The sequence below is a fragment of the Sorangium sp. So ce281 genome, from assembly GCF_051527395.1.
GTDB classification, from domain to species: domain Bacteria; phylum Myxococcota_A; class Polyangia; order Polyangiales; family Polyangiaceae; genus Sorangium; species Sorangium cellulosum_B.
The window spans coordinates 5,343,415-5,359,702 of the sequence record NZ_CP150322.1 but is presented as its reverse complement, the minus strand read 5'-3'; the positions used below and the strand labels follow the sequence as shown (position 1 = coordinate 5,359,702).

Sequence of the window (16,288 nt, the reverse complement as noted above, 5' to 3'; positions counted from 1 at the left end):
AGCTGCGGCCCGCGGTCACGACCCGACGCCTCGCGCGTTGGGGCGAATGGACAGGAGGTACCGATGGACGAGCCCTGTGGACGCGATCTGGCGAACAACGCGGCGGTTGCCGAGCGGCTGGCGGAGCTGTTCCGACACGTGGCCGACAACCTGGAAGCCCACGCGCGCTGGGTGGGCAGCGCCACGCCCGAGGCCCGCCTCGAACACGACGCGATGCGCCGGGTGGCCGCCGGCTACCGCGAGATCGGCGAGGCGGCGGGCCGCGCCGCGGAGACGATGCGGGCTGCGGGCGATTTGCCCGCCGCCCCCCACGACCTCGCGCGCTTCGACCGCGGCGCCTTCGAGGCGTGGATCGCCTCATCGTCGATGGTTGGAAAACTTTTTCTTCTGATACGGCGCCACTTTTTCAGGAGGAAGGTCGATCGTGTAAGGGGTTCTAAGTTCATCAACGTGTGCAACGTAGCTGTACGGTGGACGGCCGCCACGACGAGATTGACTTCCAGATCGCTCTCCGATTCTATGGATCCCATCATGCGCCTATCCTTCCGCTGCCTTGGGATCCTCGCGTCCAGTCTTTGCTCCGGCTGTTTCATCGACGGTGGGCAGCCTGGGACCGAGGCCACTGACCACGTGGGCGGGCATTACGAGTCCGGCGAAGATGCGGCTCCAGAGGAAGAGACGACGCCCACCCCCCCACAGGAGGGTGAGACAGATACGAGCGAGTCGAACGATGAGGCTGACTCGCCTCCGATGGAGACGGAGGGTCAGGCGGGCGGTCCGATAGAGCCGGAGGGTGAGGCCGAAGGTCCGATAGAGGATGGTCCGACAGAGCCGGAGGGTGAGGCCGACGGTCCGATCGCGCCGTTGCAACTCGACCGGCCGACAGCAGTGCACGACCCGGGGACGTGTTTACCCTCCACGGTCCAGGAGGGTGACGATTTTTGTTCGGCGCGCCAGGTGTGCACCGGCAACACGATCGCGGCGAGCTGCACGACTACCGGTGGGGTTGCCAGCTGTGTTTGTCAAGATAGCTTTGGCGGGCTTGCCTTCTCGCTTCCGGGCCTGTCTGCCGGGGTATGCGGCTCGATCCTCGAGGCATGCAAGGTGGGGGATATCGTCTACGGCGAGCCCGTGTGCGCCGAGCCGATCACGCGGGTCTTTGACCGTGTTTGCCAGACCGACCGTAGGTGTGAGATCCCGCTGATGGTGGGAGCGATCGGCGCTTTTGCCTACGACGACCAGCAATCTTTCTGCACCATCAGCAGCGCTGGTGGGATGAACTGCACCTCTTCCACCGCGACCCGTTATTCATCGTACCACCTCGCGGAGAACGACCTGCAAGCGGGCTGCGAGCAAGCCCTCGCGGTATGTGCCTCTGGAGGCGACCCGTCGCCCTTCACCGAATCTCCGAGCTGTGCGTCGAGTGACCAGGGGCGAGCCGAGGATTCCTGCATCATCGCTACGTCCTGCATTTACTCGGCAGACCTCGGGGAAGGTGTCACCCAGACCGCGGCGGCTGGTTACGTCATCAACTGCGGCGCAGACACCGGAGGTAGCGCTTGGGGATGCAGGTGTACGGACAACCGAAACAGCGTGTATTTCGACATTCCCAGCAATGCGTCCGGCTCGGAGATCTGCACGAACCTGGCAGAGCCGTGCAAGTCGCTTCATCCCGAGACGGTCTTTCGCGATGCCACATGCAGCCGGGTTCCCCGAACTGCGAGCCGTGGCGTCTGCTATGCCGAGCTCGATTGCCAGCGGCCGTTCAGCCTGGGAGGGCTGGATGTCGTGTTGCACGCGCCGTTGGGCATCAGCTGCAAGCAGGCAGATCCGGCGTTGGGGTGGCAGTGCGAGTGCAGCGCAGCGGACCATCACGTCATCACGGTCGACGCCGAAGACGCGCTGGGCGCCTGTGACACCGCCGCCGCGCCGTGCCAAGAACTGGCAGAGCTGAGCGCGACCTCTGCAACCGCTGAGTGACGCGTCCGGCGTCAGGGATGCACCGCTGGCCCGCCACCCGCGCGATAGCAGCCGATCGGCGACCGGATCCTCGAAGCCCGGGACATCGGTCAGGCCCCTGAGAGACCCCCTCATTTCGTGGAAATTTCTGGCAGTGCGTGTATTTGAGGGAGGGTGGTCGAGGGTCACATGAAAAAACATCAGCACGTCGTCGGTAACAGGAAACACGCCGCGGTCTTCGTCACGCTCGCCCTTACCGCTGGCGCGGTCGCCTTCGGCTGCGACGGGAGCGACTCTCCCGAAGAGCCCACGGGCGGCGCGGGGGGAACGTCGAGCTCGGGCGGAACGGGGAATGGCTCTGCAGGAACGGGCGGCTCCCCCTCCACGCAGGGATCCCCTTGCCCGGAGCCGACGGGAGCTGGCACCGTCCACGACACGTTCCTCATCGAAGCGGACGAGACCTGGACGGCCGAGGCGAGCCCGCATCACGTCCCCTCGAGCATCGCCATCCGCGGAGCAACCGTGACGGTCGAGGCATGCGCGGTCGTCGTCATCGGTGAAGACCAGACCATCGAGATTGGCGATTCGTCCGGCGAGCCCGCCGCGCTGCGCGCCGCGGGAGAGGTCGACGCAGGCACCCTTCGCCCCGCCACCTTCACCTCGGAGAGCGAGGGCTCCTACTTCGGCAGCCTCTGGGTCGACGTGACGGGGGCGCTCGAGCTCGAGAATACCGTCATTGTCAGAGGCGGCAGCGTGAATACGGGGACCACGAACGGTGCCATCGTCGCCATCGGCCCTCTCGGCCTGCCAGCGAACGACAGCGTGCACCTGGTCGACGTCACCCTCTCGGACTCGGCCGGGATCGGCGTCCATCTGGGCGACTTCACGGCATTCTCGGCGGCCTCGGATGGCCTCGTCATCGAGGGTGCCGGCGCCGTGGCGCCGGTCGGCAACGAGGACACCCTCTACCCTCTGGCGGTGACCACGGCGGCGCTGAGCTCGATCCCGCGCGGAGACTACGTGAACAACGCGCGCGACGCGATCCTGGTCGACGCGGCCGATCGGTATCCCGCCGACGTCGCGCTCCGAGATCGCGGCGTGCCTTATGTCTCCTCAGGCGACTTCCACCTCGAGCCTGACGACGCGAACGCCCTCGATTTCACGATCGAAGCGGGGGTCACCGTGGCATTCCCGGCCGATTCGCGTCTGGCGCTCGGCTCGCCCTCGGGCCCCGTGCACGTCGTCGCGCAGGGTACGGCGGCCAAGCCCATCGTCTTCACCTCGGCGAACGACACGAAGGCCGCCGGTGATTGGGTGGGCGTCGATTGGGGGGGCGCGCCGGCAGGCGGCAACGTGCTCGACTTCGTGCGGATCGAGTACGCGGGCGCTCCTTCGCAGATCTCGAGCTTCGGATGCGGCCCGGGCGCCAACGACGCGGCGCTCATCCTCACCGGCTGGCGCCCCGACGGCGCCTTCATCGAGAACTCGAGCTTCGTCGAATCGGCGGGGGGCGGCATCGTGAGCGGGTGGGACTCGGACCAGGCGGGTCCCGATCTCACGTCGAACAACGTATTCGAGGGCCTCGCAGGGTGCAGCGTCACTCAGCCGAAGGTCAGCGGGGCTTGCCCCGGCGGCGACGCCACGCCGGACTGTTATTGACGCCTTGGGCAGAAGTCCGATTTCATCATGGAAACACGAATATGGGTCGAGCCATTCACCGCGCGGCGGGAAGCGCCGGCGGCCTGGCGCCGAACCGGACGCGACGTGGCGCGGGCGGCTGTTCCTTTCGCCGCGCCGGGCGCTGGCCGGCGCGGCGCGACCTACTTGGTCGCCTGGGCCGCCGGCTCGACGACGCAGCGGATGCCGAGGAACCCGCAGCGGTACGTCGCCTCGAAGCCGCCCGGCCGCGCGGTCCTGACGAGCGGCGCGATGCCGTCGCGCCAGCTGCCGCCGCGGGCGATGCGCATCTTGCCCTTGCCGTCGTTGGCGTTGGTCGTCCACTCGAAGACGTTGCCCGCCAGGTCCTGGATGCCCTGCGGGCTGGCGCCGGCAGGGAAGCTCCCCACGTCGCACGCGGTCTTGCGGACGGTGCCGCCGCCGGACCAGCAGAGCTGATCCTTCGGCGCCTCCTCGCCCCACGGATACGGCCGCGCCTCCTCGCCGCCGCGGGCCGCCCACTCCCACTCGTCGTCGCGCGGCAGCCGCTTGCCCTGCGCCGCGCAGTAGGCCTGGGCCTGCGAGAAGTCGACGCAGACCATCGGCTGCTTCTCCTTGCCGGCCACGCCGTAGGTCGACGCCTCCTTGGCGCAATTGGCCAACGTATCCGTGCACTTGCCATCCTTGACGCACGCCGCGAAGGCCTCCGCGGTGACCTCGGTCCTGTCGACGCAGAGGTCACCCACGGTGGCCTTCACCTTGAGCGGGCCCATCACGAAGCTGCCGCCCGGGACCCGGGCCATGCCGTCGGGGCAGCCGTCCGATGGCCTCGCCGCCTCGGCGGGCGCGGCGGGCGGCTCGGCGCCGGGCTGCCCGGCGGTCGCCTGCGCCGAGGTCGCCGTCGGCTCGGGCTGGGGCGACGCCGGGGCGAGCGCCGCCCCGGTCGGGGCGGGGCCCGTGGCCGCAGGCTGCGCAGCGGGCGCCTGATCGGCGGGCGGGCCGCCGGGGGCCGCGGGGGCGGCGCCGCACGCGACGACGAGGACGCCGCTCGCAGCGGCAAGGAGGAACAGCGAGGAGATGGCGCGGAGCGTGGTGTGGGATCGCATGGTGTCTCAGGAGGCGGTCACGGTCGGCGCCGGCTCGTCTTCCAGCCATTGCTCCTGGATGACGATCGCCGGCAACAAGGTGAACGGCCCGTCGTAGCCCGGGCCGAACGTCAGGATCTGGATCACCCGCCGATCGCCGCGGCGGATCGGGAACATCACCTCGCCCCCGCGCGGGAGCTCGCTGCCGCCGCGGGGCGGATCGATCCAGAAGGCCACGCCCTCGGTCTTCCCGCCGAGCAGCGAGATGGCCGAGACGGTGAGCTCCGGGCAGCGGATGCGCAGCCACTCCCTCGCCCTGTACGCGCGGCAGCCCGCGGCCGCGGGGCCGGCGCGGGAGAGGCGGACGCGGGGCGCCGCCTTCCACTCGGCGGCCGTGGGCTGCCTGGACGGCTCGGGCGGGAAGGGCGCGGCGTCGAGGGGCAGCTCGTCGCCGGCATCGGTCGCGGCGGCGTCGGTCGCGCCGGCGTCGGCCGTGGCGCTCGCCGCGGCCTTGGACGCGCCGCCGGGCTGCGCGGCGCCCGCCGCGGTCTTGGACGCGCCGTCAGGCTGCGAGGCGCTCACCTCGGCCCTGGGCGTGCCGCCTGGCTGCGCGCCGGGCGCCCCCGACGCCGCGGCCACGACGGAGGCCACGCCAGCGACCATCAAGGCGAGCAGCATGGAGCGCGGCCTCATAACGTCTCCAGGAACGCCACGAGCGCCGCCCTGTCCTCGGGCGACAGGTGGCTTGTCTTGCCCATCCAGTCGGCGTTCTGCTCGATGAGCTCTGCCAGCGTGCCGGCGCGCCCGTCGTGCAGGTAGGGCGGCCGGCCTCCGACGAAGCGCAGCGACGGCGTCTTGTACTCGGGGCGCGGATCCTCGTCGTAGCCCGGCGGCGGCGGTCGCTTCGGCATCGGGTACGCCGTGCGATCGGTGAAATCGCTCGTGGGGACGTGGCAGCGGGAGCACTTCGCCTCGTCGCTGTGGAAGATGTCCCGGCCGCGCTTCACGCGCTCGTCCGGCGCCTTTTCGGCGCCTGGCGGCGTGACGAGGCCCCGGCGGAGGAACATCGCGAGATAGGTCGCCCGCGCCGCGAGGCTGGTCGGCGTATGGTCGATCGGCAGCCCGCCCCAGCGGTGCAGCCCCATGCCCGTCTGGAGCCTGCTCACGAGGTCCTCGCTCTCGCCGTGCCAGCCGTACGGCCCGGCCGCGCCCACGTTGCCGGCGAGCATCGGGGTGCGCCGCGGGACCCCTCGCTTCCTGGCGACCTCGGGGATGTTCTCCGGCCGCCCGACGAAGTTCGCGTGCTCGCCGTCGGCGGTGCTGAAGGTGGCCTCGCGCCAGACGTACCCGTCGTCGCGCCCGTCGGGGTGGCATCCCGCGCAGCCCAGGTTGCCGCTCACCGTGGCGTCGAGCGCGCTGTAGAAGAGCCGGCGGCCCTTCGCGACCTCCGGCCCGAGCGGATCGTCGGCGAGGTGCACGAGCGCCGACGGCCCTTCCGCCGCGCCCGCGGCGGCCGACGCCGGCGCGGGGCCGGCCGAGCCCGCCGGGCCCGCCGCTCCCACGGGCGCGACGGTCGAGCCCGCCGCCGCGTCGTGCAGCCGGAGCGCCGCCACGTCGCCTGTCGATCGGCAGAAGACCCACGCCGTCGCCTCGTCCGCGGAGAGCGCGAGGCCTGTCGGCGCGCCGCACGTGCCGGCCACGCGGATGTGCGGATCGTAGCGGCCGCCGACCGGGTAGCTCTTCACGATCGCGAGCGTCGGATCCACCGCGGTCGCGTCCACCTCGAGCACGAGATCGTCGCCCTCGCCCGCGACGAGCAGCGTGCGCGCGCGCTTGCGGTACGCCATGGCGCGCGGCTGGGTGACGGGCGTGACGCCCGCGCCGGGCAGGGTGATCACGCTCTCCGGGGTGATCACCTGCTCCGCGAACGCCGACCGGAGCACCGGCAGGTTGCCGTGGTGCGGCGGGGCGAGCGGCTCGTCCCGGCCGGTGATCAGCACGTCCACCGTCGCGGCGCCGAACCACGCGGCGTGGCCCATGGCGCCGAGCGCGTGCCGCGCCGCGAACAGGCGCCGCCCGTCCTCCGAGAGCGAGAGCGCATACCCCAGCGACGCGGCGAGCCGCTCGCCCGACGGCGCGCGCAGCGGCGAGGCGGGCAGGGCGACGCGCCGGACCTTCGGCGCCCCGCCGAGATCGTCGATCCTCGTGAGATCGGCGCCGACGAGGTGGCTCACGTACGCGGCGCTGCCGTCGGGCAGCACCGCCACGCCCCGCGGCTCGCGCGCCACGTCGACGGTCCACCGCGTCTGCCCGGCCTCGAGGTCGACGGCCGAGACCTTGTGGGTCCACGCCGAGGTCACGATCGCGGTCTTCTCGTCGGACGTGACAGCGATGCCCCACGCGTCGGCGGGCAGCGGTACGCGGCCCACCTCGACGAGGCCGGCCGCAGGATCCGGCCGGAAGATCAGCAGCAGCCCCGGGTCGCGGACGGTGGCGAGCACGCGCGCGTCGTGCTCGCCGCGCCCCCCGAGCGCGAGCACCTGCGCGGGCCTGCCCGGCGCGGGCACCCCTGCGCCGGGCCGGGCGGGGTCGAGCGGCAGCGGCACGACGCGCACGACGCCGTGGTCCTCGTCGGCCACATAGAGCACGTCCTCGCGCGCGGCGCGGGACAGGGCGCCGCCCTCGCGGACCGGCGCGCGCAGCGGCGCGGCCGCGGCCGGAGGCAGGGGAGCGGCCGGAGCGCCCGCGCCGCTGGCGCCGCTGACGCCGCTGACCGAGGAGCTCGCGCTGCCGGCCGGGCCAGGCCCCGCGTCCGTGCCGGGCGCGGGGCCGCGGGAACAGGCGCTCGCGGCGAGCGCGAGGAGCGCGGCGAGGTGGCGTGTCGCGGGGAGGGTCGGCAAGGGATCGCCGGATGTTCGCGCGCCCTCGCGCCCCCGGTCAACGGCCGCGCTGCGGGAGGGCGCGACGGCGCTGCTCCCTCATGCTCCTCCGGTTCCGGTTCCGGTTCCGGTTCCGGTTCTGGTTCCGGTTCCGGTTCCGGTCATGGAGTCATGCGGTCATGCCGTCATCCGGGGGCGCCCGCCGCGCCCAGATCAGGTCGCGGCTCCGGCATCCGAGCGCGGCTCGGCGTCGCGCCACACGAGCGCGCGCCACGCGCCCCGCTCGAAGATCTCCGGTCGACGGTCGGTAAGGAGCGGCGCATAACGCGCCACGAGCTCCGGAACGTCGGTGGACACGAGCCCCGAGAGGATCAACGTCCCGCGGGGAGCCAGGCGCGCCACGATCCGAGGGGCGAGCGCCGTGAGGACGTCGCGGAGGATGTTGGCCACGACGATGTCGAACGTCCCGTCCGGCCACGTCGCCGAGAAGCTCACGCGCGCTTCCACCCCGCTCCGCCGCGCGTTGTCCGCCGCGATCGCGTTCGCGGCGGCGTCGATGTCGACGCCGATCGCCTCGCCGCCGAGCTTCGCGGCGCCGATCGAGAGGATCCCCGTCCCGCTCCCCACGTCGAAGAGGCGAAAGCCGCTGCGTGGCGCGAACGACGCGAGCGCCTGGAGGCACATCCGCGTGCTCTCGTGCCGGCCGTCGCCGAACGCGTGGCTCGGGCCGAGGACGATGGTGCGGTCGTCGACCTCCGCGCCCCGTGGATCGGTGATCACGCGAAAGCGAGGCGGCACGTCAACGAGGCTCGAACGGTCGCTCATGCGTCGTCGAAGTCTGCCACCGCGGCGGCCCGGGTGTCAGCTCCCCGGTGTCGATGCCCTCGGCGGTCGCCCGCATCACCTCGGCGACGCCCACCCCCACCACCGGCGCCCCCGCCCGCCTCCGGGCGGTAGGGCCCATCGAGCGCGGCGAGGGACGTACACCCGCACGCTGAAACCGACGACGAAGGCGACGCGACGAACGAAACGAACATGACGGACGCAACGAACGTAACGAACGCAACGAACGCAACGAACGCAACGAACGCAACGAACGTGATGAACGTGATGAACGTGAAGTGAATGAAGAAAAATATCCTATAGAAACTTCATAGAAACACGCGCCCATGCATCGTCCTTGGCAAATCCTGGGCCCATGTATGGTTGAGACCATCCAGGGCGCACGCCCGCGGCGAGAGCGCGCTCACCCTGCCGATCTCGCCGCGGAGCTGGCCTAGCTCACCCTCGAACGAACAGGCGGTTTCACGGACGGCGCCTCGGAGCGCAGCCCGTCCAGTCTGCCCCGACCGGCGGGCGTGTCCCTCTCCATGCGTCCGAGGCTCCACGGTCATCCCAGCAAAGGATCTTTGCAATGAAGAGACGAGAACCTGCGAGCGAGGCCCCGAGCGCCACGCCCCTTCACCGCCGGCGCTTCCTCGGCGGTGCGCTCGCGCTCGGGGGAGCCGCGCTCCTCCCCGCTTGCGAATCGCGGTCCGAGGCGTCGGCGAAGCCCGCGGCGAACGCCGCGCCCCTCATCCCGGACGCCGCCAGGCCCGAGGTGCCCGATCTGCGCTTCGGCATCATCGCGCTGACCGACTGCTCTCCTCTCGTGATCGCCCACGAGAAGGGGTTCTTCAAGAAGTACGGCATCAACGCGACCATCGTGAAGGGCGCGAGCTGGGCCGCGATCCGCGACTCGCTCACGAACGGGGATCTGCAGGCGACGCACATGCTCTTCGGCATGCCCGTCGCCTCGACGATGGGGCTCCTCGGATCGCCGAAGATGCCGATGGTCATCCCGTGGCTGCTCAACCGCAACGGCCAGGCGATCACGATGAAGAGCGACCTCCGGGGCAAGGTGGCCGGCGATCCCAGGGCGCTCAAGCCGTTCGTCGAGGAGGCGAAGGAGAAGGGGGCGCCCATGACCTTCGCGATGACGTTCCCGCCTGGAACGCACGCCATGTGGACCCGCTATTACCTGGGCGCGGGCGGCGTCCACCCGGACAAGGACATCGCGCTCGTGACCATCCCGCCCGCCCAGATGGTCGCCAACATGAAGGTGGGCAAGATGGACGGCTTCTGCGTCGGCGAGCCGTGGAACGCCAGGGCGATCTCCGACCAGATCGGCTACACGGCCATCACCACGCAGGAGCTCTGGAGGGACCACCCCGAGAAGGTGTGCGCGTTCACCGCGGAGTTCGCCGACAAGAACCCGAAGACGGTGAAGGCGGTGATCAAGGCGCTCCACGAGGCGAGCGTCTGGCTGGACAAGCTCGACAACCGCCCCGAGCAGGCGGACATCGTGTCGAGGCCCACGTACATCAACTGTCCGCCGGAGCTCATCCTCGGCCGGCTGCAGGGCCGCTACGACTACGGCGACGGGCGCAAGAACGAGGACAAGGACTACATGATCTTCAGCGAGCGGGGCTGCAACTACCCGCAGCCCAAGTACGCTCTCTGGTGGCTCAGCCAGTTCCGTCGGTGGGGCATGGTGGAGGGGAAGCCGGACTACGAGGGCGTCGTCAAGCAGGTCATGCGCCCCGATCTCTACGAGGAGGCGATGAAGGAGCTCGGGGTCGCGCACGGCGGCCGGAGCGACGCGCCCGAGACGCTGTTCGACGGCGTGACGTTCGATCCGAAGGACCCGGAGAAGTACGCGACGTCGTTCCCGGTCCACGCCCTGAGGGGATGAACCGACATCGCCATCGCCGCGCCGGCGAGAGGCGCGGCGGCGGAAGCGGAAGAAGCGGAAGAGGAGTGCTGCATGAGCGAGGCGAAGGCGATCTCTCCGAGGATTCGAGTCGACCACATGATCCTCCCCTTCTTCGGGGTGGCGTGCGTGATCGGGCTGTGGGCCGCCGCGAGCAGCCTGTGGACCCAGGCGCTGCCCTCTCCGCTCAAGACATGGGAGGTGAGCAGGCCTTACATCTTCGAGCCGTTCGAGAAGCGGGGAGAGCTCGACCAGGGCATCCTGCGCTTCACCTGGTACTCGCTCCAGCGGGTCGCCAAGGGCTACACGCTGGCGATCCTGCTCGGGACGCCGATCGGCTTCTTCCTGGGCGCGTCGAGGCTGTTCAGGTCGAGCTTCGATCCCATCATCCAGATCCTCCGCCCGGTCTCGCCCCTCGCGTGGCTCCCGCTCGGCCTCGTGCTCTTCCAGAAGCCCGACCCTGCCGGCGTCTTCACCATCGCGATGTGCTCGATGTGGCCGACGGTCCTGAACACCGCGCTCGGGGTGCGATCGATCCCGCAGGACTACATGAACGTCGCCCGGGTGCTCCGGCTGTCGCGCATGAAGACGCTGTTCAAGGTGCAGCTCCCCGCGGCGCTCCCCTACATGTTCACGGGCTTCCGGCTCAGCCTGGGAATCGCCTGGCTGGTCATCGTCGCCGTGGAGATGCTGACCGGCTCGCCCGGGGTCGGCGGCTTCCTCTGGCAGGAGTACAACAGCCTCATCTACGAGCACATCATCCTGTGCATCATCACCATCGGGGTCGTCGGCTTCCTCCTGGACGCCCTGATGAGCCTCGTCGAGCGCCGGCTCAAGCTGGCGGGAGCGTGACGTCCATGCCGCTGGTCGAGCTCTGCAACGTCGGGAAGAGCTACGGTGGCGGGGCCACCCGCACCGAGGTGCTCAGGGACATCCACCTGGAGATCGAGAAGGGAGAGTTCGTCGCCGTCGTCGGCTATTCGGGCGCCGGCAAGACGACGCTCATGTCCCTCATCGCCGGGCTCCTCAGGCCGGACACCGGGGAGGTCAAGCTGAACGGGAAGGTCGTCGAGGGGCCGGGCCCCGACCGCGGCGTCATCTTCCAGAACTATTCTCTCCTGCCCTGGCTCACGGTCTACGAGAACGTCTACCTGGCCGTGGACCAGATCTTCGGCTCCTGGTCCACAGAGAAGAAGCGGGAGCACACCGAGCGCTACATCGCCATGGTGAAGCTCACCGAGGCCCGCGAGAAGAAGCCGGCGCAGCTCTCCGGCGGCATGCGCCAGCGGGTCTCGGTGGCGCGGGCGCTCGCCATGGATCCGGAGGTCCTCCTGATGGACGAGCCGTTCGGGGCGCTGGACGCGCTCACGCGCGCGACGCTCCAGGACGAGCTCGCGCGGATCTGGCGCGCCACCCGGAAGACCGTGCTCCTCATCACGAACGACGTCGACGAGGGCATCCTCCTCGCCGACCGGATCCTCCCGCTCAGCAAGGGCCCCCGGGCCACGCTGGGGCCAGGGATCACCGTCGATCTCGAGCGCCCTCGGGATCGCAAGGCCCTCAACCACGACCCGCGGTTCAAGGAGATCCGCGGCGCGGTGATCGGCTACCTGCTCGGCCCGGGCGCCGGGCCCAAGGCGGGCGAGGGCGCGCCCGATGCAGCGCGGAGCGCGGAGGCGGTCGCATGAAGAAGTACCTCGAGATCTGGAACGTCACGAAGACCTTTCCCACGCCGAAGGGCCCGTCGGTCGTCGTCAGGAACTTCGATCTGAACCTGAGGAAGGGAGAGTTCCTGTCCCTCATCGGCCACTCCGGGTGCGGCAAGTCCACCGTGCTGTCGATGGTCGCGGGCCTCTCCGAGATCACGAGCGGCGGCATCGTCCTCGCGGGCAGGCAGATCCAGGGGCCGGGCCCGGACCGCGGGGTCGTGTTCCAGTCGCCCTGCCTCCTGCACTGGATGACGGCGCTCGAGAACGTCCTGCTCGGGGTCGAGCAGGTCCACCGGCAGAAGAGCAGGAACGACTGCATCGAGATCGCGACGCACTACCTCGAGCTCGTGGGGCTCGAGGAGTCCATGCACAAGAAGCCGCGCGAGCTGTCGTCGGGGATGCAGCAGCGGGTCGGGCTGGCGCGCGCCTTCGCCCTGTCGCCCAAGATGCTCCTTCTGGACGAGCCCTTCGGCATGCTCGACTCGCTCACCCGGTTCGAGCTCCAGGAGGTGCTCATGAACCTGTGGGCAGAGGACCAGAAGACGGCGCTGATGGTCACGCACGACGTCGACGAGGCCCTGTTCCTGTCGGACCGCATCGCGATGATGACGAACGGCCCGGGGGCGCGGGTCGGCGAGATCCTCGAGGTCCCGTTCCCGCACCCGCGGGACCGTCAGGAGGTGCTGGAGGACCCGATGTACTATCCCCTTCGAGAGCGGCTGATCACCTTCCTCGAGGGCCAGGCCCACAAGGAGAAGCCCGCCGAGGAGAGCGCCCGAGAGTCCGTCCCGGAGGGCGCCGTGAAGACGGGGCGGTTCTGGAGCGCGCTCTGGAAGGGGACGAGGACATCCGCGTAGAGCGGGGGAGAAGGGAGCGGACGGCCGCCGCCGGGCTGCCCCCATGAACGTGCCTCTCCAAACAGCCTGCATGTCCTCTCCTCTCGAGGACCGTACAGCGTCGCTTCCTCCGTCGAGGGCTCTTTGCGACGAACCTCACCAAAGCGCGGAGCGCGGTCTCGCTGACCGCTCTGGGCAGAGCTCATCACGGCCAGGCGAGCGCTAGCTCTGCGCTGCGCGCACAGGTGCGCGTAGCGCTTACGAAGCTCACCACCTCCGACAAAAATGGAGGGAGAGGGGCATGCCCTGAAACAAAAGCCATACGGACAACTTGGAGTTGCGCGAATGTATCCTTTCTCCGACTGCGTCGGTTGCGGCAAGCGATCAAGCGAGGAAAGTGCATGCGTGTATCTCGAATCTTCGCGGCTGTCGGCATCGTATGGCTCTCTGGTGCCTGCGGCTCGTCCGGGGGCACCGGCTCGGGAGGCGAAGGTGGCGCCGCCACCACGTCAGGGCCCTCCAGCGGCGCGGCCGGGGGCAGCTCCTCGGCCGGTGGCTCCGGAGGGGCCAACGCTGGCGGCGGCGGGACGACTGGAACGGGCGGCGCCAGCGCGACGGCCAGCGCTGGAGAAGGTGGCGCGGGCGCGGGCACTGGCGTTGGTGGCGCGGGTGCCGGCGGTGCGGGCGGCGCGCTCGCCAGCGGTACGGGCGCCGGCGGTACGGACGGCGTCGGCGGCGCGGGCGGCCCTGACACGGGGGTCGAGGTGCCGACCTGCGCGCCTTTCGGGTCCACGTGCGCGCGCTCCGGAGATTGCTGTTCCGGCATCTGCGACACCGCGACGAGCACCTGCGCCTCGCCGCTCAGCGTCTGCCTCGGGACAGGCGCCGCTTGCGAGGAATCCTCGGAGTGCTGTAGCCTCAACTGCGCTTCGGGCAGGTGCAGCGCGACCGCCTGCCTCCCCGACGGATCCGACTGCACGGCAGGCGGCGCCGCGTGCTGCAGCGGCATGTGCGCCGGCGGGACGTGCAGCGACGTCAACGGCGCCACCGCATGCAAGACGGGCGGCAACCCGTGCACCGAGGACAGCCAGTGTTGCTCCCAGCTCTGCGGGCGAGACAACCGCTGCGTCCTCTACTCCTCGTTCTGTGTGCAGCGCAACGACGTCTGCAAGGGCGACAGCGACTGCTGTACCGGCGTATGCGTGAAGCGGAACACCTCCGATCCCGCGGGGTACTGCGGCGCGGAGCCGTCGACGGCGAGCCGCTGTAACAGCGGCGGCATCGACGGCGCGGTCTGCGACAGCTGCGGCTTCTGCTGCAGCCGCGTGTGCGCGCCGTACGGCCCCACCGGGATCGCCGTCTGCCAGCCGCCGAGCGGCTGCCGCGTGAACGGCGCCCTGTGCCAGCGCAACGAGGACTGCTGCGGCGGCGATCCCACCGCCGCTCTGCCGGGCGCGGGCAACGTCGTCTGCGACAAGTCGGGGGATCCGGACGGGGAGATCGGCCGCTGCCGCAACCCGAACGGCTGCACGCCCCAGGGCGGCGTCTGTCACTTCAAGGACAGCTATTGCTCGGATACCTCCACCAGCGCTCCCAACAACTGCTGCAACTACCTGGGGAACGCCAGCAACTGCCGCCTCGACGCCCTCGGCGTGCCTCGGTGCAACGCGCTCACGGCCTGCCGCCAGGCAGGCGAGGACTGCGCCTCCGCCGACGATTGCTGCGACGGCGCCCCCTGCGTGCGGAATAGCGAAACAGGCAAGCTCCAGTGTTACGACACGCCCGGAGGGACGACGCCCCAGTGTGTCACGGCGGGCGGACCCTGCACGAACAACGGCGACTGCTGCGTCGGAACGACGTGCGAGTACGAGCCGGGCTCCCTGTCGGGCACGTGCACGACAGACTCCCCGTCAGGCGCGACCGGGAGCTCGAGCGCGACCGGCGGAACGGGCGGCGCAGGCGGCGCAGGCGGCGCAGGCGGCGGCGGTGGCTCGGACGGGGCGGGCGGCACCCCGCCGCGATGCGCCGAGTACGGGCAGCTCTGCGGCGCGACGTCCGACTGCTGCAACGCCGGAACCGTGCAGTGTTACAGCGGCATCTGCCGCATTCCTCCGGGCTGACGCCGCGCGCTGGCGTTGACTCGTGTCGATTCACTCGTGTCGAGGAGAATGGCTATGATCGGCAAGAACCGCGGGAACCACGCCCGCTCCTTGTTCCTGGCATCGCTCTGGTGCCTCGGCTGGGCGCTCGCGCCGGGATGCTCGGTATCGGGTGGCGGAACGGGCGCGGGCAGCGGCGGCTCCGGAGACGGCGGCGCCGGCGGGACGGACTTCGGTGGAACGAGCGGGGAGCCCTCGCTCGGAGGCGGCTTCATCGCTTCCGGGCCGGGCGCCAGCTCGGGCGGGGGGGAGGACGGCGGCGACTGCGGCGGCCAGCAGGTCGACGCTCAGCCGCGGCAGGTTCACCTCGTGATCGTGCTCGATCGCTCCGACAGCATGACCAAGGACTGGGAAGGGAGCGACCGCTGGACGATGATGAAGGGCGCCCTCGGCACCGCGCTCGACGTGATCCAGGACAGGATGTCCGTCGGGCTTCAGCTCTTTCCCTCCGACGAGCACTGCGGCATGCCGGCGGGGGAGGACCTGAGCGTGGCCGTTGCGCCGGGCGCGACCTCCGTCCCCGCCATCAAGACCCTCCTGGACGGCACGGACCCCGGCGGCGCGACGCCGACCGCGGACGCCCTCGCGCGCGCCCTCGGGTACCTCACCGTGGGAGCTGGCGGCACCCTCGAAGGCGACAAGTACGTCCTCCTGGCGACCGACGGCGGTCCCAACTGCAACCAGGATCCGGCCATGACCTGCGAGGCCGCGACCTGCACCACGAACATGGATGGGGACTGCCCTTCGGGCGTGCCGAACTGCTGCGTCGCCGGCTTGACGGACGTGTGCCTGGACGACGTGCGCACGGTGCAGCGGGTGAAGGACCTGCGCGCGGCCGGCATCAAGACCTTCGTCGTCGGCATCCCCGGCGCGACGGCCTATGCCCATGTGCTGGACCAGCTCGCCGTCGAGGGCGACACGGCCACGTCGGAGACCTCGCCCCGTTATTTCGAGGTGGTGGACGCGGCGAGCCTCGGCGATACGCTGACAGGCATCACGAGGGATCTCGTGAGGACCTGCGCGCTCTCGCTGGAGACCGAGCCGCCGGACCGCGCGAAGGTGAACGTCTTCATCGACGACGAGGTGCTGCCGAAGCCGGGCGACGACGGCTGGGACTACGACGATTCGACGACCCCGCCCACCATCGTGATCAAGGGCGCCACGTGTGAGCACGTGAAGTCCATGGGGGCAGAGAGCGTCCGTGTCGAGTTCGGTTGTCCCACCGTCGAGGTGCCGCAATGACCTGCGCCTGT

12 protein-coding genes are annotated in these 16,288 nt (G+C 70.4%); 8 read left to right on the top strand and 4 right to left on the bottom strand.

Features of this window, described 5'->3' with window-relative positions; translation table 11 throughout:
* The first annotated feature begins 63 nt into the window (after positions 1-63).
* Positions 64-1,980, top strand: coding sequence for a hypothetical protein (locus tag WMF27_RS20240; RefSeq protein ID WP_437944401.1), 1,917 nt, complete (start codon positions 64-66; stop codon positions 1,978-1,980).
* A 168-nt stretch (positions 1,981-2,148) separates the two neighbouring features.
* Positions 2,149-3,618 (top strand): hypothetical protein, encoded by a 1,470-nt coding sequence (locus WMF27_RS20235; protein ID WP_437767255.1) that lies wholly within the window; start codon positions 2,149-2,151, stop codon positions 3,616-3,618.
* A 161-nt stretch (positions 3,619-3,779) separates the two neighbouring features.
* On the opposite strand, the gene WMF27_RS20230 is transcribed toward WMF27_RS20235, so the two are convergent.
* The 4 genes from WMF27_RS20230 to WMF27_RS20215 all read right to left on the bottom strand — a co-directional run bounded on the left by WMF27_RS20230 (position 3,780) and on the right by WMF27_RS20215 (position 8,404).
* Positions 3,780-4,721 carry a formylglycine-generating enzyme family protein gene (locus WMF27_RS20230; RefSeq protein ID WP_437767256.1) on the bottom strand — a complete coding sequence of 314 codons (942 nt, stop codon included), beginning with the start codon at positions 4,719-4,721 and terminating at the stop codon, positions 3,780-3,782.
* A 6-nt stretch (positions 4,722-4,727) separates the two neighbouring features.
* Positions 4,728-5,378: a hypothetical protein gene (locus tag WMF27_RS20225; protein ID WP_437767257.1), complete on the bottom strand. Its 651-nt coding sequence runs from the start codon at positions 5,376-5,378 to the stop codon at positions 4,728-4,730.
* Between the two features lie 11 nt (positions 5,379-5,389).
* Positions 5,390-7,600, bottom strand: coding sequence for a hypothetical protein (locus tag WMF27_RS20220; RefSeq protein ID WP_437767258.1), 2,211 nt, complete (start codon positions 7,598-7,600; stop codon positions 5,390-5,392).
* A 192-nt stretch (positions 7,601-7,792) separates the two neighbouring features.
* The gene (locus WMF27_RS20215) at positions 7,793-8,404 is read right to left on the bottom strand and encodes a 50S ribosomal protein L11 methyltransferase (RefSeq protein ID WP_437767259.1); all 612 of its coding nucleotides are present in this window, start codon (positions 8,402-8,404) and stop codon (positions 7,793-7,795) included.
* Between the two features lie 589 nt (positions 8,405-8,993).
* On the opposite strand from WMF27_RS20215, the gene WMF27_RS20210 reads away from it, so the two are divergent.
* From WMF27_RS20210 to WMF27_RS20185, 6 genes are all read left to right on the top strand, one after another.
* A complete protein-coding gene (locus tag WMF27_RS20210; RefSeq protein ID WP_437767260.1) occupies positions 8,994-10,313 on the top strand; it encodes a CmpA/NrtA family ABC transporter substrate-binding protein in 1,320 nt (439 codons plus the stop codon).
* Positions 10,314-10,385: 72 nt separating this feature from the next.
* Complete coding sequence (gene ntrB / locus WMF27_RS20205) at positions 10,386-11,183, top strand: nitrate ABC transporter permease (protein ID WP_437767261.1); 798 nt, start codon at positions 10,386-10,388, stop codon at positions 11,181-11,183.
* A gap of 5 nt (positions 11,184-11,188) precedes the next feature.
* Positions 11,189-12,019: an ABC transporter ATP-binding protein gene (locus WMF27_RS20200; RefSeq protein WP_437767262.1), complete on the top strand. Its 831-nt coding sequence runs from the start codon at positions 11,189-11,191 to the stop codon at positions 12,017-12,019.
* The gene (locus WMF27_RS20195) at positions 12,016-12,897 is read left to right on the top strand and encodes an ABC transporter ATP-binding protein (RefSeq protein ID WP_437767263.1); all 882 of its coding nucleotides are present in this window, start codon (positions 12,016-12,018) and stop codon (positions 12,895-12,897) included. The genes WMF27_RS20200 and WMF27_RS20195 overlap by 4 nt, the downstream gene beginning before the upstream one ends.
* Positions 12,898-13,277: 380 nt before the next feature.
* A complete protein-coding gene (locus tag WMF27_RS20190) occupies positions 13,278-14,996 on the top strand; it encodes a hypothetical protein (RefSeq protein ID WP_437767264.1) in 1,719 nt (572 codons plus the stop codon).
* Positions 14,997-15,050: 54 nt separating this feature from the next.
* Positions 15,051-16,277 (top strand): vWA domain-containing protein, encoded by a 1,227-nt coding sequence (locus tag WMF27_RS20185; protein WP_437767265.1) that lies wholly within the window; start codon positions 15,051-15,053, stop codon positions 16,275-16,277.
* Positions 16,278-16,288: the final 11 nt, after the last annotated feature.